Annotated in this window: 19 protein-coding genes and 1 tRNA gene; 6 read left to right on the top strand and 14 right to left on the bottom strand. The window is 66.5% G+C overall.

The window, feature by feature from the left end; translation table 11 throughout:
* The first annotated feature begins 208 nt into the window (after positions 1-208).
* Positions 209-622, top strand: a complete 414-nt coding sequence (locus tag ABLE91_RS15295) for a hypothetical protein (RefSeq protein ID WP_348931941.1) — start codon at positions 209-211, stop codon at positions 620-622.
* A 149-nt stretch (positions 623-771) separates the two neighbouring features.
* On the opposite strand, the gene ABLE91_RS15300 is transcribed toward ABLE91_RS15295, so the two are convergent.
* The 5 genes from ABLE91_RS15300 to ABLE91_RS15320 form a co-directional block, all read right to left on the bottom strand.
* On the bottom strand, positions 772-1,863 hold the full coding sequence (locus tag ABLE91_RS15300) for a TRAP transporter substrate-binding protein (RefSeq protein ID WP_348931942.1): 1,092 nt from the start codon (positions 1,861-1,863) through the stop codon (positions 772-774).
* Between the two features lie 146 nt (positions 1,864-2,009).
* Positions 2,010-3,131 carry an Mrp/NBP35 family ATP-binding protein gene (locus ABLE91_RS15305; RefSeq protein WP_348931944.1) on the bottom strand — a complete coding sequence of 374 codons (1,122 nt, stop codon included), beginning with the start codon at positions 3,129-3,131 and terminating at the stop codon, positions 2,010-2,012.
* Positions 3,119-3,835, bottom strand: a complete 717-nt coding sequence (locus tag ABLE91_RS15310; RefSeq protein ID WP_348931945.1) for a uracil-DNA glycosylase family protein — start codon at positions 3,833-3,835, stop codon at positions 3,119-3,121. The genes ABLE91_RS15305 and ABLE91_RS15310 overlap by 13 nt, the downstream gene beginning before the upstream one ends.
* Before the next feature lie 101 nt (positions 3,836-3,936).
* Entirely contained in the window at positions 3,937-4,554 is a 618-nt protein-coding gene (locus ABLE91_RS15315; protein WP_348931947.1) for a glutathione S-transferase, read from the bottom strand.
* 124 nt (positions 4,555-4,678) lie between these two features.
* Positions 4,679-4,753: transfer RNA gene (locus ABLE91_RS15320), tRNA-Val, on the bottom strand.
* A 271-nt stretch (positions 4,754-5,024) separates the two neighbouring features.
* Between ABLE91_RS15320 and ABLE91_RS15325 the strand changes: the two genes are divergently transcribed.
* The gene (locus tag ABLE91_RS15325) at positions 5,025-5,345 is read left to right on the top strand and encodes a plasmid stabilization protein (protein WP_348931950.1); all 321 of its coding nucleotides are present in this window, start codon (positions 5,025-5,027) and stop codon (positions 5,343-5,345) included.
* 231 nt (positions 5,346-5,576) lie between these two features.
* Entirely contained in the window at positions 5,577-5,939 is a 363-nt protein-coding gene (locus ABLE91_RS15330) for a hypothetical protein (RefSeq protein WP_348931952.1), read from the top strand.
* 6 nt (positions 5,940-5,945) lie between these two features.
* On the opposite strand, the gene ABLE91_RS15335 is transcribed toward ABLE91_RS15330, so the two are convergent.
* On the bottom strand, positions 5,946-6,800 hold the full coding sequence (locus ABLE91_RS15335) for an inositol monophosphatase family protein (protein WP_348931953.1): 855 nt from the start codon (positions 6,798-6,800) through the stop codon (positions 5,946-5,948).
* A gap of 71 nt (positions 6,801-6,871) precedes the next feature.
* Positions 6,872-7,165, bottom strand: a complete 294-nt coding sequence (locus tag ABLE91_RS15340; protein ID WP_348931955.1) for a hypothetical protein — start codon at positions 7,163-7,165, stop codon at positions 6,872-6,874.
* Between the two features lie 107 nt (positions 7,166-7,272).
* Between ABLE91_RS15340 and ABLE91_RS15345 the strand changes: the two genes are divergently transcribed.
* Both ABLE91_RS15345 and ABLE91_RS15350 read left to right on the top strand, forming a co-directional pair.
* Complete coding sequence (locus tag ABLE91_RS15345; protein WP_348931956.1) at positions 7,273-8,100, top strand: alpha/beta fold hydrolase; 828 nt, start codon at positions 7,273-7,275, stop codon at positions 8,098-8,100.
* A 131-nt stretch (positions 8,101-8,231) separates the two neighbouring features.
* Positions 8,232-8,822 carry a L,D-transpeptidase gene (locus ABLE91_RS15350; RefSeq protein WP_348931957.1) on the top strand — a complete coding sequence of 197 codons (591 nt, stop codon included), beginning with the start codon at positions 8,232-8,234 and terminating at the stop codon, positions 8,820-8,822.
* Positions 8,823-9,063: 241 nt separating this feature from the next.
* Here the strand turns inward: ABLE91_RS15350 and ABLE91_RS15355 are convergent, their stop codons facing one another.
* From ABLE91_RS15355 to ABLE91_RS15375, 5 genes are all read right to left on the bottom strand, one after another.
* On the bottom strand, positions 9,064-9,528 hold the full coding sequence (locus tag ABLE91_RS15355; protein ID WP_348931959.1) for a type II toxin-antitoxin system RatA family toxin: 465 nt from the start codon (positions 9,526-9,528) through the stop codon (positions 9,064-9,066).
* Positions 9,529-9,532: 4 nt separating this feature from the next.
* The gene (lipA, locus tag ABLE91_RS15360; protein ID WP_348931960.1) at positions 9,533-10,486 is read right to left on the bottom strand and encodes a lipoyl synthase; all 954 of its coding nucleotides are present in this window, start codon (positions 10,484-10,486) and stop codon (positions 9,533-9,535) included.
* 139 nt (positions 10,487-10,625) lie between these two features.
* Entirely contained in the window at positions 10,626-13,100 is a 2,475-nt protein-coding gene (gene clpA, locus ABLE91_RS15365) for an ATP-dependent Clp protease ATP-binding subunit ClpA (protein ID WP_348931962.1), read from the bottom strand.
* A 154-nt stretch (positions 13,101-13,254) separates the two neighbouring features.
* On the bottom strand, positions 13,255-13,590 hold the full coding sequence (gene clpS / locus ABLE91_RS15370) for an ATP-dependent Clp protease adapter ClpS (RefSeq protein ID WP_348931964.1): 336 nt from the start codon (positions 13,588-13,590) through the stop codon (positions 13,255-13,257).
* A 308-nt stretch (positions 13,591-13,898) separates the two neighbouring features.
* Positions 13,899-14,234: a phasin family protein gene (locus ABLE91_RS15375; protein WP_348931966.1), complete on the bottom strand. Its 336-nt coding sequence runs from the start codon at positions 14,232-14,234 to the stop codon at positions 13,899-13,901.
* Between the two features lie 272 nt (positions 14,235-14,506).
* Here ABLE91_RS15375 and ABLE91_RS15380 point away from each other — a divergent pair, with 272 nt between their 5' ends.
* Positions 14,507-16,228: a serine hydrolase gene (locus ABLE91_RS15380; protein WP_348931968.1), complete on the top strand. Its 1,722-nt coding sequence runs from the start codon at positions 14,507-14,509 to the stop codon at positions 16,226-16,228.
* A 21-nt stretch (positions 16,229-16,249) separates the two neighbouring features.
* On the opposite strand, the gene ABLE91_RS15385 is transcribed toward ABLE91_RS15380, so the two are convergent.
* Positions 16,250-16,948: a J domain-containing protein gene (locus tag ABLE91_RS15385; protein WP_348931970.1), complete on the bottom strand. Its 699-nt coding sequence runs from the start codon at positions 16,946-16,948 to the stop codon at positions 16,250-16,252.
* Positions 16,945-17,673, bottom strand: a complete 729-nt coding sequence (locus ABLE91_RS15390; protein WP_348931971.1) for a VWA domain-containing protein — start codon at positions 17,671-17,673, stop codon at positions 16,945-16,947. Before ABLE91_RS15390 ends, ABLE91_RS15385 begins: the two co-directional genes overlap by 4 nt.
* Between the last annotated feature and the right edge of the window lie 52 nt (positions 17,674-17,725).

Here is a 17,725-nt window from a genome sequence, read left to right on the forward strand (position 1 = left end):
CGGGATTTTCGCCTGAGGGCGCCGTTTCGGGTGCGGGCGGACACTAGTTGGGCCCTCAGGTGAGATCAAGCGGCACGGCGGCGCACGGGATATGGCGCCGGCGAAAGGTTCCCCGTCCCCGTGCTCCCATCGGTTAACTTTGCGTGAATGAACCCAATGGGTTGCGCCGAGTTGTCAGGGCAACGGGAGGCGAAGAGGAGATATTCGCATGCGTAAGCTAACCCTTGCCACCGCAGCGCTGCTTGCCCTGTCCACCATCGGCGCGTCCGCGCAGATGAGCGGCACGGCACCGGGGCAGGATCCCCATAAGGGCGCCGCGCAGGAAGGCGGCCGCACCCAGGCCACTCCGGGCGCCAGCGGCTCCGGCATGGTGAATCCGGCCGATCCCGCCGCGCAGCCCACCCGCAGCGGCGTGACGTCCAACCCCAATACCCAGGCGGGCGGCGCCCAGGAGGGCGGACGCACCAGCGCTTCGCCCGGCGCCAGCAGCACCAGCGGCGGCACCATCGACACCACCGGCTCCGTGGTCCCGCGCTCCGGCACCGCTCCGGGTGCGGACACGCACAAGGGCGGCGCCCAGGAAGGCGGCCGGACCAACGCAACTCCCGGACCGACCCGCTAACGGGATTCCGGGTCTGACGGCCTCGAAACAGAACCCCGGAGCATTCGTGCTCCGGGGTTTTTCCTGTGCTGGCCATCGGCCGCGCGGCAAAGAAAAACTCCGGAGCGCACTGCGCCCCGGAGTTCCTGTCGTCCCGGTGATGGTTCCGATCAGCCGCGGGTGCGCGCGCGGACCATGTAGTCGTCGTAGGTGTATTCGACGATCTGCCACCACAGATATTCCTCGTTGCGGAACGCCTTGGCCGCATCGTGGATCTTCTTGAAGTCCGGGTTCTTCTGGCCGATTTCCTCGTAGAGGTCCTGGGCCACCTTGTAGCAGGCGTCCATCACCTCGTTCGGGAAGCGGCGGAGCTGCGTGCCGGCCTTCACCAGGCGCTGGATGGCGGCCGGGTTCTTGGCGTCGTAATTGGCCAGCATGCTCTCGTTCGCCTGGGCGGCGGCGCTGGTCAGGATGGCCTGATAGCTCTTGGGCAGCTCGTTCCACTTGGTCTGGTTGTAGAAGAAGGTCAGCGAGGCGCAGCCCTCCCACCAGCCGGGATAATAATAATAGGGCGCGACCTTCTGGAGGCCGAGCTTCTCGTCGTCATAGGGGCCGACCCACTCAGCCGCGTCGATGGTGCCCTTTTCCAGCGCCGGGTAGATGTCGCCGCCGGCGAGCTGCTGGGGCACCACGCCGAGCTTGCCCATGATCTGGCCGGCAATGCCCGCAATGCGCATCTTCAGGCCCTGGAGATCCTGGACCGTCTTGATCTCCTTGCGGAACCAGCCGCCCATCTGGCCGCCCGTATTGCCGCCGGGGAGCATGTAGACGTTGTACTTCTTATAGAAGTCGTTCAGCAGCTGAAGGCCGCCGCCATGGTAGAACCAGGCGTTGATCTGGCGGGCATTGAGGCCGAACGGGAAGGCAGAGCCGAACGCGAAGGTCGGATCCTTGCCCACATAATAATAAGAGGCCGTGTGGCACATCTCGACGGTGTTGTTCTGCGTGGCGTCGAGCGCCTGCAGGCCCGGGACGATCTCGCCCGCGGCGAACACCTGGATCTGGAACTTGCCGTCGGTGGCCTCCGAGACCGTCTTCGCCATCAACTCGGCGGCGCCGTAGATGGTGTCGAGGGACTTCGGGAAGGAGGAGGTGCAGCGCCACTTCACTTCGGGCGCGGTCTGCGCGATGGCGGGCATGGCGACGGCCGTCGTAGCGGCGACACCCGCGCCGGCGGCGGTCAGGAACTCACGGCGTTTCATGTGGGCGACTCCCTGAAAAACTCTTCTGGCTAGCTGGCTAGAACGCGTAGTGAACGTTCACCCAAGGCTCTTCTAGAGTGCCAAAGGCGTAGAGGGAAGCGCTCCGCCTTTATCCCAAAGGCGAATGCGAGGGTGTGGGAAGCCCCCTATTCGATCACAATACGCGGCGCCTTGCGCGCGCTTGCCCCGGTGCGCTCCAGGGAGGCGCGCACGCCCCTGGCGATCTCGCGATAGGTTTCCGCCTGCGGGCTCTGCGGGTCCGAGACCAGGATGGGCAGCCCCGCGTCGGACATCTCGCGGATGCGCATGTTGAGCGGCACCTCGCCGAGGAACGGCACGCCCAGCTTCTGCGCCTCGTCCCGCGCGCCGCCATGGCCGAACACGTCGGAGCGCCCGCCGCAATGGGGGCACATGAAATAGGACATGTTCTCGACCACGCCGAGGATCGGCACATTCACCCGCTGGAACATGGCAACGCCGCGCCGCGCGTCGATCAGCGCGAGATCCTGGGGGGTAGAGACGATGACTGCGCCGGCAAGGTTCACCTGCTGCGCCATGGTGAGCTGGGCGTCGCCCGTGCCGGGGGGCATGTCCACCACGAGGATGTCGAGCGGCCCCCACTTCACCTCCCGCAGCATCTGCGAGAGGGCGGACATGACCATGGGCCCGCGCCAGATCATGGGGGTGTCTTCCTCCACCATGAAGCCGATGGACATGAGCTGGAGGCCAAAATTGTCCAGGGGGAGCATGGTGCGCCCCTCGATCACCTCCGGCTTGGCGTGGATGCCCGACAAGCGCGGGACGGACGGGCCGTAAATGTCCGCATCCAGAAGGCCCACCTTCAGGCCCAGATCCCGCAGGCCGAGAGCGAGGTTGATGGCCAGCGTGGACTTGCCCACGCCGCCCTTGCCCGAGGCCACCGCGATGATGGAGGCGACGCCCGGCACCTCGATGGCCTTGCCGCCGCCGTGCGGCGCGTGGGGGACATGCGGTGCAGGGGCGGGCTTGGCCGCGCCCGCCTTGCGCTCGGCGGTGAGCGCCACGAGGGCCGAGCCGACGCCGGGGATGGCTTTGACCGTCTCTTCGGCGGCGATGCGCACGCTCTCCCAGGCGCGGGCCTGCGCGGCGTCCACATTGATGGAGAGATAGACCTTGCCGCTGGTGACGACGATTCCCGACAGCGCCGGGGACGCGGACAGCGGCACGCCTTCCGGCGTGCGAACCTTGGCCAGCGCTTGCCTTACGCCGTCTTCCGTTACTTCGGCCATGTCGCCGTCTCCCGATCCGATTTGTCCCTTCCTTTGCACACCCGTTCCGCGCGGTCGAGGCTGGCGGCGATGTCGGCCTGGAGTTCCGGCAGAAGGTCAGCCTCGAACCAGGGATTCTTCTTCAGCCAGCCGGTGTTGCGCCAGGAAGGATGGGGCAGCGCATACACCCGCGTGTCGTTCCGCGAAGCCCGCACCTGCCGCCAGGACGCCACCGTCTGCGTGAGCCCGGTTCCCAGCAGATGGCCGAGGCCGAGTCGCTTCAAATGATAGGCCTGCGCCGGCCGGCCGATGGTGAGGATCAGGTCGAACTCCGGCAGGGCCGCGAACAGCCGATCATGCCAGAGCCGAGCGCATTCGCGGCGCGGCGGCAGGTCGGCGCCTTTCGCATCCTGGCCGGGAAAGCAGAAGCCCATGGCGGCGATGGCGATGCGGGAGACGTCGTAGAACGTCTTCTTGTCCACCCCCAGCCATTTGCGCAGCCGGTCTCCGGATGCGTCTGTGAAGGGCAGGCCGGAGAGATGCACCTTGGTGCCCGGCGCCTGGCTCGCCACGAGGATGCGGGCGGTGGAAGACACCCGCAGCACCGGGCGTGGCTCGTGGGGCAGCGGGGGGCCGAGGGGCGCATCGAGACACGCCCGGCAGGCGCGGATTTCCGCAACCAGCCCATCAAGGCCCTCCTGCTCCACGAACGCCCCGTCTGACATGGAAACCGAAATCATCCTCCACCGCGTGCCTTGCGGCATCGTTCATATGGGGAGGACGGCGGCGTTTCGCATCGGTTCCGTCAGGCGGGCCACGCCCGCGTTCAGGCCCCGATCTGGGCCGCCGGGCGCGCGGAGACTTCCGCCCGCCAGCGGGCGAGATGGGTCAGGCCCTCCGGCACGGCGATGCGCGCGGCCCGCATGAAATCGACGGCCACCAGGGCGACGATGTCCGCCATGGAGAATCGATCGAGCGCGAGATAGGGGCTGTCGCTCAGGCGCCAGTCCATATAGTTGAGGAAATCCAATACCTTGGGCTTATTCGCCTCGCCCCATTCCTTCACCTGCGGCACTTCCCGCTCCGCCAGCGCCGGGTGCAGATGGCGGAAGGCGAACTGAACGGGCAGCATCAGCTCGATGTCGCTCTGGCGCACCCACATCTCCACAAGGCCCTGCTCCTGCGGCGTGCGGCCGAACAGGTTGGGCTCGGGATGCACCGCCTCGAAATAGCGGCAGATGGCGATGCTCTCGGCCAGCACCGTCCCGTCCGGCAGTGTCAGCACCGGCAGCTTCTTGCGGGGATTGAGCCGCGGGAAGTCGCCTTCCATATTCTCCTTCTTCCCCAGGTCCACCATGACGGAGGGCACCTCGATGCCCTTCTCCGCAAGGAAGAACTGCACGCGGCGGGGATGGGGCGAGCGGGTGGAGAGATAGAGCAACATGGTCTGGCGCTTCCCGTTATGTGCCGGCGAGAGACCACGGCCATACGTCAAGCGTCAAGGCGCAGCTCGCGTCTGCGGGGCCGCGCCGCAAGGTCGCGGGCATCGTGCGGAGATGGGAAGGAAATGGTGGGCGATGCAGGGATTGAACCTGCGACCCCTCCCGTGTGAAGGGAGTGCTCTCCCGCTGAGCTAATCGCCCTGCCATGGTCGCGCCAATGGCGAGAGGCGCGATGTAGTGCGGCCGGTGTCGCAGTGTCAAGGCCCTTTGCGCCGGCATCCGCAAACAATACCCGCCAAATTTCGACGCGCTGAAGACCGCTCCCGCCGGCTAGGCGACGTGGGGATGGGAAGCTCCACCCTCAGGTTCGCTCGAAGGAAGGGCCTGGAAATGTTGAGGCTTCCCGTTGCGGGAGCGGGAACAGCCGCGGGGTGGGCCCGTTTCATTCGAAACGCGATGCAAGGAGGCTCCCATGCCGCGCGGAGACAAATCCAAATACACCGACAAGCAGGATCGCAAGGCCGACCATATTGCGGAAGGCTATGAGAAGCGGGGGGTCTCCGAGAAGGAGGCCGAGCGGCGGGCCTGGGCGACCGTCAACAAGGATGACGGGGGCGGCAAGAAGCCCGGAGGCTCCGGCCGGGGCAAGGAGACCGGCCACCCGGCGGCCCATAAAGGTGGCCATGCCGGCGGCAAGGCCACGGCATCTCGGACCTCAGCGGAGCGCTCCGCATCGGCCAAGAAGGCCGCCGCCACGCGCAAACGCAATGCGGAACATGCCGCGCACCATTGATGGCAGGATGGAAACGCGACGGCCGCCGATCATCACGGCTGTTGTGACCGGTGGACAGCCGGAACCCGCAACGAGCATGGGTGAAGGCTGCCCCGAAACCTTGATCTTGACTTTGGCACTCTTTGGAAACCGCTTCGCTTTAGCTTGAGATCTGCGCCACTTATTTTTTCATCACGGGATGACGTCTGGCGCAGAACTTGCTTTTATCCCCTCCATCAAGAGGGGAGTTTCATGTTGATCCGATCTGGCTTTCGCGCCGCTTTGGCGCTTGCTTTTCTTTTGTCCGCATCATCCGCTTTCAGCACCGCCGGAATTCGCATCTCCGTGGTGGAAGGTGATCCGGGGCAGGTGAATTACCAGCAGCTCGTCGACCAGGGCTATCGCGTGGACGTATTCCTGGACGGGGTGAAACAGCGCTACACGCTGACCGCCGACGAGGGGGAAGGCGTCGTGGTGCGCTTTTCGGCGTCGTCCGCCACGGGGGAGATCCGCACCACGCCCGATGGCCGCTTCATTGAGGAGACGGTGCGCGGAAAGGTGGAGATCCGCACGTGGCGCGACCCCGCCGCCGCGTCCCAGCCGGTGGATATCTGAAGCGGCTCACGCCGCCTTCGCGCAGATATCCTGGACCATGGCCGCATCGCCGATGGCGAGCGGCTGGCGCCAGCCGCGCAGATTCGGCACATCGTCCTTGCCGTTGGGCGCGGCAAACGAGCCGAAAGACTCCCAGCCGGCGGCGGCGTGCGTGCGCACCTCGCCGCCCGCCGCCTGGACCAGGGCGATTCCCGCCGCCACGTCCCACACATTGGGCGCCTGGAACCACGCCGCCTGCATGAGGCCGGCGGCCACGAAGGCGCATTCGATGCCGGCGGACCCCGTCTTGCGCGCATCGGCGGGGATGTCGAGCCGCTCGCCCACGCCGGGCTGGCCGACGAGACGGCGGCGCACCGCGGCGTTGGGCGTCGGCTTGATGATGTCGTTCTCGAAGGTCAGCGGTCCGCCCTGCCGGGCATGATAGACGCCGGGCCGCAGCGCGTGGCTGGTGGAGACCCACACCGCGCCCACCACCGGCCGCCCCTCGTAGAGAACCCCGATGCAGCCAGCGAACAACGGGAAACCGTTGACGAAATTGGTGGTGCCGTCGATGGGGTCCACCGCCCAGATGAAGCCGGAGCCGTAGACCCGCTCGTCATTGAACTCCTCGCCGAGGATTTCGTGATCGGGAAACGCTTCCGAGACCCGCGTGCGGATCAGCTGCTCCACGCGCGTGTCCACCTCCGAGACGGGATCGCGAAGGGAGAGCGCCTCCTTGTCGGCGCCGGGCTTGTAGCGCACGGCGAGCGTGCCGCCGAGGGCGGCGGTGATCTCCGTGCCGGCAAGCCGCGCAAGGTCCACCGCCAGCGCCTCGACCTTCTTCATCTCCTCGTCGGACAAGGCCTTTGCAGCAGCGCTCATGGGGGCGGTCCTCGTTTCAACGCTGCCCGGGAAACCCGCACCCATGCGCCATTGTTCCCATGCGCCGCCGCTTAGAACCCCCGGCGGTACCAGCCGCGCTCCGGCTCGATGCAGGTGTAGCCTACGAAGCATTGCGGCGTGTCGCGGGCGCGCACCCATTCGGGCTTGAGCACTTGGCCCGGCATGCAGAAGCGCACATTGGCCACGTAGCGGTCGAAGGTGGTGGGAGACGTGTCCATGACCACCCCGCCCTGCCGCGCCACGAGGCCGGCCGCGCTGGTGCAGGCCATCTTGTAGCTGGCGGGCCTGGCGTCCGCCGGCAGCGCCGCACACACAGCGGCGAGAATGACGAAAAGCCGGAGCATGGGCATGGGCGTCCTCTCTGGGACCATGATGCGCCATCAAGGCGGCGGAGGCGCGGCGGTTCCATCGTGAGCTTTGCGGCGCGCGGCGGGCGGTCTAAATTGGCGCCATGCTCGACACCCCTCCCCCGCGCAGCCATCACGCGACGACCCCCGATGGGCTCTCCATCGCCGTGCGGGAATGGGGCGATCCGGCCGGGCGGCCGGTGCTGTTCATCCATGGCTATGCACAGTCCGGCCTGTGCTGGGAACGGCAGGTGGCCGACCCCGCCCTCACCCATCTGCGGCTCGTCACCTACGATCTGCGGGGCCACGGCGCATCGTCGAAGCCGCTCGACCCGCCCTTCTACCAAGAGGGCCGGCGCTGGGCGGATGAAGTGGCCGCCATCATCACGCAATGCGCGCTCGAGCGGCCGGTGCTGGCAGGCTGGTCCTATGGCGGCCGCATCATCGGCGACTATCTCACCGCCTTCGGCGCCTCCGGCCTCTCCGGCCTCGTCTTCGTGGATGCGGTGACGGACAGCGCCCGGCACTTCTATGGCTCCTGCAACCATCTCATGCGGATGATGGCGGACGCCGACCCGGCCACCAACATTGCCGGCACCCGCGCCTTCCTCAAAGCCTGCTTCCACAACCCGCCGGAGCCCGACCTCTACGAGACGCAGCTTGCGGCCTCGATGATGGCCCCGTCCGAAGTGCGGGCCGCCATGGTCCGGCCGGCGAACTATGGCAGCGTGCTCTCGGCCGTGGATGTGCCGGCCCTCGTGATCCACGGAGTGGAAGACCAGGTGATCGCCCCCGCCATGGCGGAGCACATCGCTGCGTGCATTCCGGGCGCGCGGCTGGAAATGATTGCCGGCGCCGGACATGCGCCGTTCCTCGAATGCCCCGCCGAGTTCAACGCGCTTCTAGCCGCCTTCACACATGCCGTTACGTGAGACGTGCCCGAGCGATCACAGCCGCGTGCGAACGGAACCTGCGCAGCCACAAAGTGGTTGCAGGAGCGCCGCATTTGCGGCGACATCGCGATGGCGCGGAGCGCCGTTCGACAGCGGCATGAGGACGTGACATGAGCTCCCTGAGGGTGAAGATTTTCGCCGCGGCCGCTGTGGCCCTGGCCAGCGCCGCCGCTCTTCCGGCGCATGCGGACGATCGCTACGAGATTTTCAATTTCAACAATCTTTTCGGTGGCGGTTATGGCGTCACCGCCGGCACCTCGCCCGTCCCGCGGCAGATGGTTTCCGTCGATCCGAAGTACGCGCCGGGCAACATCATCATCAATACCAGCCAGCGGCGGCTCTATTACGTGACCGCGCGCGGCCAGGCGATCCAGTACGGCATCGGCGTCGGCCGGGACGGCTTCCAGTGGTCGGGCGTGAAGACGGTCTCCGCCAAGCGCGAATGGCCGGGCTGGACGCCCCCCGCCCAGATGCTGAAGCGCCGCCCCGATCTGCCGCGCTACATGCCCGGCGGCATCGACAACCCGCTCGGCGCCCGCGCCATGTATCTCGGCTCCAGCCTCTACCGCATCCACGGCTCCAACGAGCCGGAGACCATCGGCCAGGCGGTCTCCTCGGGCTGCTTCCGCATGACCAATGACGACGTGACCGACCTCTACAATCGCGTGAGGGTCGGCGCGACGGTCTATGTGATGCGGTGAGAAAAGAGGGACGCGCTCAAGCGCGCCCTTTGTCCTGGACAAGCGAAAGCGCAGCTTGAGCGCAGATCCGGGACCCAGCGCAAAAGTCCGGCGAAGCCGTCAACCCGCGACTAGCGAAAAGAGCATCTCCGCCGCGTGGCGTCGGAGATGAGGTGAAGCGCCTTCGGCGGTCCCTTGCGCTGGGTCCCGGGTCGTATTCCACTGCGCTGCGCTTCGTTTCATGCGCCCAGGACAAATATCCTCACGCCCCCGCCTTCGCTCCATAAACCTCGTCCGCCCGCTTCTCGAACGCATCGGCGAAGCGGCGGAAGGCGGCGTCGAACATGGCGCCCATGAGCAGGCCCAGAGTGCGCGAGCGGAATTCGTAGGAGATGTGGAACTTCACCTCGCACGCGCCGGCCTCCACGTCGCGGAACTCCCAGCGATTGTCGAGGCGGCTGAAGGGGCCGTCGAGATATTCCACATGGATGACGAAGCGCGGGCGGTCCAGTGTCACACGGGAGGTGAAGGTCTCGCGGATCACCTTGTAGGCGACCGTCATGTCGGCCACGAGGATTTCCACCCCCTCATCGCTCTTATTGTGCCGGCGCACCCGCAGCGCCTCGCAAAGCGGCACGAATTCGGGATAGCGCTCCACATCCGCCACCAGGGCGAACATGTCGGCAGCGCTGTGCTTCACCACACGGCTCGAGGAGAAGGAGGGCACGCGATCAGCTCCGGCCGAGCTTGGCTTCCCGCGCGGTGCGCAGCCGCGCGAAATCCTCGCCGGCATGGTGCGAGGACCGGGTGAGCGGGCTCGATGACACCATCAGGAAGCCCTTGGCATAGGCCACCGTCTCGAATGCCTTGAACTCGTCCGGCGTCACGAAGCGCTCCACCTTGTGGTGGCGGCGGGTGGGCTGGAGATACTGGCCGATGGTCATGAAATCCACGTCGGCGGCGCGCAGGTCGTCCATGAGCTGGAGCACCTCGTTCCGCTCTTCCCCGAGGCCCACCATGATGCCGGACTTGGTGAAGATGGACGGGTCCAACTCCTTCACCTGCTGGAGCAGGCGCAGCGAGTGGAAATAGCGCGCGCCGGGACGCACCGTGAGGTACTTCGCCGGCACGGTTTCCATATTGTGGTTGAAGACGTCGGGCTTCGCTTCCACCACCACTTCCGCCGCGCCCGGCTTGCGCAGGAAGTCGGGGGTGAGGATTTCGATGGTGGTGCCGGGGCTCGCGGCACGGATGGCGCGGATGGTGCGGGCGAAATGCTCGGCGCCGCCGTCGGAGAGATCGTCGCGGTCCACCGAGGTGATGACAACGTGTGAGAGGCCGAGCTTGGCGACCGCCTCGCCCACCTTCTGCGGCTCGTCTTGATGGAGCGCGTTCGGCAGGCCGGTGCGCACATTGCAGAAGGCGCAGGCGCGGGTGCAGGTGTCGCCCATGATCATGAAGGTGGCGTGCTTCTTCTCCCAGCACTCACCGATATTGGGACAGCCCGCCTCCTCGCACACGGTGTGGAGGCCGTTGGCGCGGACGATCTCCGCAGTCTTGGACCAGCCGGCCGAGCCGGGGGCCTTGACCCTGATCCAATCCGGTTTGCGCAGCACCTCGTTTTCGGGGCGGTGCGCCTTTTCCGGGTGGCGGGGCCTGTTCAGCGTGTTGACGACGGTGACCATGCGTTGCGTGCCATCTTCCGCTTGGTGCGGTGGTATTCGCCAGATGTAGCGTCCGCGCGCGCGAACGTCGAGTTCGCCGGAAGCAGGGCTGCCCTGTGAAATGCGAACCGGGCGCCCAAGGGGCGCCCGGTCGTTTCGCTCAGGCCTTCACCAAAGGCACCTTCGGGACATGGCTGCCGCGGCCGGAGCCGCCCGAGCCGCCCTTGGGTCCCGCCTTCGGCCCAGGCTTGCCGGGCTTGGTGCCGGGGCGCACGGGCTTGCTGCGGGATGCTTCGGCCTTGCGGCGGGGCGCACGCTTGACCGAAGGCACGATCTTGTCCGGCTTGGGCGTGATGGGGCCTTCCGGGAATTCGAAGACGAGCTTCGAAGCCGGGCCTTCCCCTTCCACCACGACGCGGACATGGCCGCCGCCCTTGAGCCGGCCGAACAGCACCTCGTCGGCAAGCCCGGTCTTGATGTATTCCTGGATCACCCGGGCCATAGGCCGGGCGCCCATCTGCTCGTCATAGCCGCGCTCCACCAGCCAGGCGGTCGCCTCGTCGGAGAGTTCGATGGTGACGTTGCGGTCGGCCAGCTGGGCTTCCAGCTGGAGCACGAACTTCTCCACCACCTGGCCGATCACCTCGGTGGGCAGATGGGCGAAGGTGATGACCGAGTCGAGCCGGTTGCGGAATTCCGGCGCGAAGGTGCGGTTGATCGCCTCCACGTCGTCGCCTTCCCGCTTGTTGCGGGTGAAGCCGTAAGCCGCCTTGGAGAGATCCGCCGCGCCGGCATTGGTGGTCATGATCAGGATCACGTTCCTGAAGTCCACCGACTTGCCGTTATGGTCGGTGAGCTTCCCGTGGTCCATCACCTGGAGGAGGATGTTGAAGAGGTCCGGATGGGCCTTCTCGATCTCATCCAGCAGCAGCACGCAATGCGGGGTCTGGTCCACGCCGTCAGTGAGCAGGCCGCCCTGGTCGAAGCCCACATAGCCGGGAGGCGCGCCGATGAGACGCGAGACCGTGTGGCGCTCCATATATTCCGACATGTCGAAGCGCAGGAGGTTCACCCCGAGGATGGAGGCGAGCTGCTTGGCCACTTCCGTCTTGCCGACGCCGGTGGGGCCGGAAAACAGATAGGAGCCGATGGGCTTCTCCGGCTCGCGCAGGCCCGCCCGCGCCAGCTTGATGGAGGCCGCCAGCGCCTCAATGGCCTTGTCCTGCCCGTAGACGACGCGCTTGAGGGTCGTCTCCAGATTGGCCAGCACCTCGGCGTCGTCCTTGGAGACGGACTTGGGCGGGATGCGCGCCATGGTGGCGATGGTGGCCTCGATCTCCTTCAGGCCAATGATCTTCTTGCGCCGGCTCTCGGGCATCAGCATCTGGGCCGCGCCGCTCTCGTCGATCACGTCGATCGCCTTGTCGGGCAGCTTGCGGTCATGGATGTAGCGGGCCGAGAGCTCCACCGCGGCCTTGATGGCCTCGTTGGTGTAGCGCAGCTTGTGGTAGTCCTCGAAATAGGGCTTGAGGCCCTTCAGGATCTCGATGGCGTCCGGCACGGTGGGCTCGGCCACGTCGATCTTCTGGAACCGGCGCACCAAAGCGCGGTCCTTCTCGAAATACTGCCGGTATTCCTTGTAGGTGGTGGAGCCCATGCAGCGCAGCGAGCCCGAGGCCAAAGCCGGCTTCAGGAGGTTCGACGCATCCATGGCCCCGCCCGAGGTCGCACCGGCACCGATAACCGTGTGGATCTCGTCGATGAACATGATGGCGTTGGGATAAGCCTCGATCTCCTTCACCACCTGCTTCAGGCGCTCCTCGAAGTCGCCGCGATAGCGGGTGCCCGCGAGCAGCGCGCCCATGTCGAGGGAGAAGATGGTGGCGGTGGCGAGCACCTCCGGCACGTCGCCATTGATGATGCGGCGCGCGAGACCTTCCGCGATCGCGGTCTTGCCCACGCCGGGATCACCCACGAAGAGCGGGTTGTTCTTCTGCCGCCGGCAGAGCACCTGGATGGTGCGCTGGATTTCCTTGTCGCGGCCGATGAGGGGGTCGATCTTGCCTTCGTTCGCCTTCTTGTTGAGGTTCACGCAATAGGCGTCGAGCGCGTCGGCCTTCTTCTTCCCGTCCTCGCCGGACTTGGTCTCGGTCTCGTCCTCGGCGCCGCGCACGGGGCGGCTCTCGGACATGCCGGCCCGCTTGGCGATGCCGTGGGAGATGTAGTTGACCGCGTCGTACCGCGTCATGTCCTGCTCCTGCAGGAAATAAGCGGCGTGGCTCTCGCGCTCGGCGAAGATGGCGACGAGCACGTTGGCGCCCGTCACTTCCTCGCGGCCCGAGGACTGGACATGGATGACGGCCCTCTGGATCACCCGCTGGAAGCCGGCGGTGGGCTTGCTGTCATCCCCACTCTGCTGGACCAGGTTCTCCAGCTCGCTGTCGACATATTCGATGAGATTGCGACGAAGCTTGTCCAGATCGACGTTGCAGGCGCGCATCACGGCGGCGGCGTCCTGGTCGTCGACGAGGGACAGAAGCAGATGCTCGAGGGTCGCGTATTCGTGGTGGCGCTCGTTCGCGAGAGCGAGGGCCCTGTGGAGCGACTGTTCGAGGCTGCGTGAGAAAGTTGGCATCTAGACCTCTATCTCGTACCCCGCCCCGAGCCCGGCCAATCTGACGGCCCCGGACGTGTACGCGCTCCCTTAAACTTCGTACCTGCTCCCGCCCCGCGCAAGGCCCCCTCTTCGCCTCTCCCCCGTTCGGATGACGCTTCGCCTTATGGCCGCGTCATTTCTTCTCCATCACACATTGAAGAGGATGTTGGTGTTTGCGCGCGAAGTCCATCACCTGCGTGACTTTTGTCTCGGCGACTTCATAGGTGTAGATGCCGCACTCGCCGACGCCCTGATTGTGGACGTGGAGCATGATCGCGTTCGCTGCCTCGCGGTCCTTGCTGAAGAACCGCTCGAGCACGTGCACCACGAACTCCATGGGGGTGTAGTCGTCGTTCAGCAGCAGCACGCGATAGAGGCTCGGCCGCTTGGTCTGCGGCTTGGTGCGGGTGATGACCGCGGTCCCCGGACCTGTCCCGGCGCCACGGCGCGGCTTGTCTCCGTCCGCCATGAAGGGCTGGAGCGAGACGGGACGAGGGAAGGGAGTGTCTGTATCGTTCTGTGACATTGGCAATTCTACGCCTGGCTTCTCAAGACGCGACCGAACGGTCCGTCACCGCAGCGCTTGCCAAATAATAGGAAGATCGGCCCGTCTTCGCCAGACCGTGCGACGCCGGAAGCTCGAATTTGGCGCCCGGCACCGCTCTTTTTTAACCGTTCCGCTGTGATGGCCGGGTCTGATCCGGCCATCTCCCCGCTCCATGCACGGCGGGAGGAGATCCCCGGATCATATCCGAGGATCATGGCTGGCCTGCAGCCTCAGTGGACCTTCGCGAAGGCCGCTTCGTAGGGCTTGTAGGCTTCCTTGGCGAGATCGGCATAGAGCTCGCCGATCTTGGTCACCTCGGCCACCAGGGCCTCATAGGAGGTCTTGAGGTAAGCCTGCTGGATCTCGACCGCCTGGTCGATGGTCTTCACGCCCAGCAGTTTCTCCAGCGTGGACGTGCCGAGCTCAAACGAGCTCTTGGTGTAGTCCGCCATCTCGATGGCGATGGCCTGCGCGCTCTTGGACCAGGCACCAAAGCTCTTCAGAGCGAGGTCCACATTCTCCTTGCCGAGCTTCTGCAGCTCTTCGGCATTCTGCATCTGCACCATTGGGGATTCCTTTCCAGATGTCCGCTTTCGCCGACATACGCAGGGCGCGGTTTACCCTGCTCGGACTGTATAATATGCACTGCAACAAAATCGTCAAGAAAATTGTGCGGTGCACAAATCCAATATCCTGCCGGATTTACGCCTTGGTAACCGCGGGTTTCTAACTTCAAAGGCGGTCACTCCCTCGCTCTCCCGGTTGATGCGGCGCGTCCGGTGCGTTGCCGCAGACATCGGTCATAGCGGCCCACCAGGACTGACACGGAACGATTTTCATGCGTATGGCGCTGGCGAACGGCACTTTCTCGGCAAAACTTCTTGCCGCCGCGCTCGCGGCTTCCCTGTGCTTCACGGCAAGCGTCGCGGAGGCGAAGCCGAAGAAGCAGGCCAAGGCGAAGTCGACGAGCAGCCAGACTGCGAAGAAAAACACCAGCGACGACGACGACAACAATACCGGCACCGGCTGGCGGCGCGGCCAGGCCGCCATCATCATCGACGGGAACACGGGCAAGGTCCTCTACGAGGACAATCCCGACTCCCTGCGCCACCCCGCCTCCGTCACCAAGGTGATGACGCTCTACATGCTGTTCGAGCAGCTCGAGGCCGGCCGCCTGAAGCTCGACAGCGAGCTGGTGGTGTCCCAGCGCGCCGCCGCCCAGTCCCCCTCCAAGCTCAATCTGCGGCCCGGCGCCACCATCGAGGTGGAGGACGCCATCAAGGCCATCGTCACCCGCTCGGCCAATGACGTGGCGGTGGTGATCGCCGAGGCCATCGGCGGCGACGAGGCGACCTTCGCCACCATGATGACCCGCAAGGCGCGCGCCCTGGGCATGGAGAACACCCAGTTCCGCAACGCCTCGGGCCTGCCAAACAAGGGCCAGCTCACCACGGCGCGCGATCTTGCCACGCTCGGCCTCGCCATCCAGGACCGCTTCCCCAAGCAGTACAAATATTTCTCGACCCGGACCTTCTATTACCGGGGCGAAGCCATCGCGAACCACAACCGCATGTTCGGCCGCATCGAGGGCGTGGACGGCATCAAGACCGGCTACACCAACGCCTCCGGCTTCAACCTGCTGACCTCCGTGCACGACGACGACAAGTTCCTGATCGGCGTGGTTCTGGGCGGCTCCAGCGGCGGCTCGCGCGATGCCCGCATGGCGAACCTCATCACCAGCAATCTGGGCCGCGCCTATGCCGGCCGCCGCACCATGCCGAAGACGACGGAAGTGGCGGCTGCCGAGCCTGCGCCTGCCGCCGCTCCGGCCCCTGCCCCCGCTCAAGCGCGCCGCGAGGCTGCCACCCCGGTGGCGCCCCTGCCCTCGCCGCAGCGCATGGCCTATGCCGCCGACCCGGTGACCACCGCCGCCATCGCCCCCCGCAGCCAGACGGTCGGCTCCACCGAGCCCATCAAGCCAACGGCCGTGAAGACCACCGCCATTTCCCGTCCGCCCACCCAGGCGCTCCCGGCGCCAACCTTTACCGGCGCGCCCATGCCACCCGCAGCGGTCGCTGCCGTGCAGGCCCCCGCGCCCGTCCCCCTGGCGCCCGCCCCGGTTGCCGCCGTCGCGCCTCCCGTTGCCAGCGCCCCCGTCGCCGCCCCTCACACGCTCCAGGCGCAGGCACAGGCGCTCACCCCCGCACCAGCCCAGCAGCCCGTGCGCACCGCCTCCGCCGGCCCCGTGGCGCTCCCCGCATCGGCCATGCCTGCGGCGACGCCCGTAAGGTCCGAAACCCCGGCGGCGAGCCATCGCCCCGGCTGGATGATCCAGATCGGCGCCTTCGGCGGCGAGAAGGAAGCAAAGAGCCAGCTCGACCTCGCCCAGTCCAAGGCGAAGTCCGTGCTGGGCGGCGCCCAGCCCTTCGTGGAGAAGGCCAGCAAGGGCTCGTCCGACATCTACCGGGCGCGCTTCGCCGGCCTCGACGAAAAGGGCGCCAAGGAGGCGTGCCGTTTACTGCAACGCAACGACTTCGCCTGCATGACTCTGAGGAATTGAAGGTAGAGCGTAGCGGAAGAATCAGCGATGTTTGCGCAGGATGACATCCTTGGCCTGATTGACACGCGCCGCGAGATAACTGGACCCGCCATGATCGGGGTGGAGCTTCTTCATCAAGGCCCGATGGGCGCCGCGCACGGCGGATTCGTTCGCCCCCGGTTCAAGGCCAAGCACGTCATAGGCTTCCTGCTCGGTCATCGCGCTGCCGTTCGGAGCATTCCCTCCCCGCTGCCCGCCACCCGCATCTCCCTCACGGTTCTGACGCCATGCGGGCGCCCGGCGGTCGAGATAAGCTTCGATTAGCGCCAGCGACTGCGGATCGAGCGTCGGACGCATCCCCACCAGCGCCTCCACATCCAGAGCATCCAGGGACGTGCCCGCCCGAGGGCCGGCAATGATGGTTCCCGTGAGCGCCCCGGAGCGGTGATCCAGTTCCATCTCGAACCAGGGCGAGCGGACCCGCGAGACGCGCGGCGGCTGCGGCGCGAACGGATTCTGAAAACCACCGCCGGCACGCCCCAGCAGCGCGAGGCCAACGCTGGCCAGCCCCGCCGCGGCGATGAACCGTCCCGTCACGAGGAGGCCGGCTGCTCCGATCAGCGCCGAGACGCCGCCGAACTGCATGAGCCGGCGCGCCAGGGCCTTGGGATTGGCCTTGGTCCAGAGGTTGAACAGATAGAGAAGAAGGGCGAGTGCGATCGCTCCGGCGATCAGGGTCACGATGTGCGATCTCCCATGGCGGCGAGGAGGCGGACCGCGCCCGCATCCTGCGCCTTCAACAATGCCGTCCGGCCGCCCGCGGCATAGGCCGCGACGGCGCGCAGGAGGGCCCGCAATTCCTCGCCCGCGCCAGGCGCGAAGCGACACCAGGCGCCGCCCGACAGGCGCGCCATCTCCTTGAAGACACCCTCCACGCGGGCATCCTCGCCTTCCTGGAACATGAAGAGCCGCAGGCCCATGAGGCCGAGCTTGCCGGCTTTGTCGCAGAGCGCCGCCGGGTTCTCCTCCATGGCGTCGCCCACGAACACAGCGGCCTTCACCCCCGAGCGCTCCACCTCCTGCGACAGATGGCCGAGAACGCGGGAAATCTGGGTGAGGCCGCCCCGGCAGTCGATGCGCTTCATGAGCGCGCCGAGCACATGCGGGTCCGACACCCAGTTGGAGGTGCGGCATTCGTCCGTGCCGCGATAATAGACCAGCTTCACTTCGAGCCCGCCGAGCTCGGCCGCCGCGTGGAACAGATCCGCTTGGATCTCGCGCGCAAGGTCCCAGGTGGGCTGGCGCGAGGCGGTGGCGTCCATGGCAAAGACCAGCCGCCCGCCGCCTTCGCTCCTGGCCAGGGGCGCGCGGCTCTTGGCGGCGGTGAGGAAAGCATCCAGTTCCGACGTGCTGGAGAGCGCCCCGCTGGGCAGGGAGCCCTTGGGCGAGAGGGGCTTGCGGATCATTGCCGCTTCTTTCCCCGCAATCGGGGCCGGATGGAAGGGAGGGTGTGCCTCA

This window comes from Aquabacter albus, from assembly GCF_040049275.1.
In the GTDB taxonomy this organism is placed as follows: domain Bacteria; phylum Pseudomonadota; class Alphaproteobacteria; order Rhizobiales; family Xanthobacteraceae; genus Aquabacter.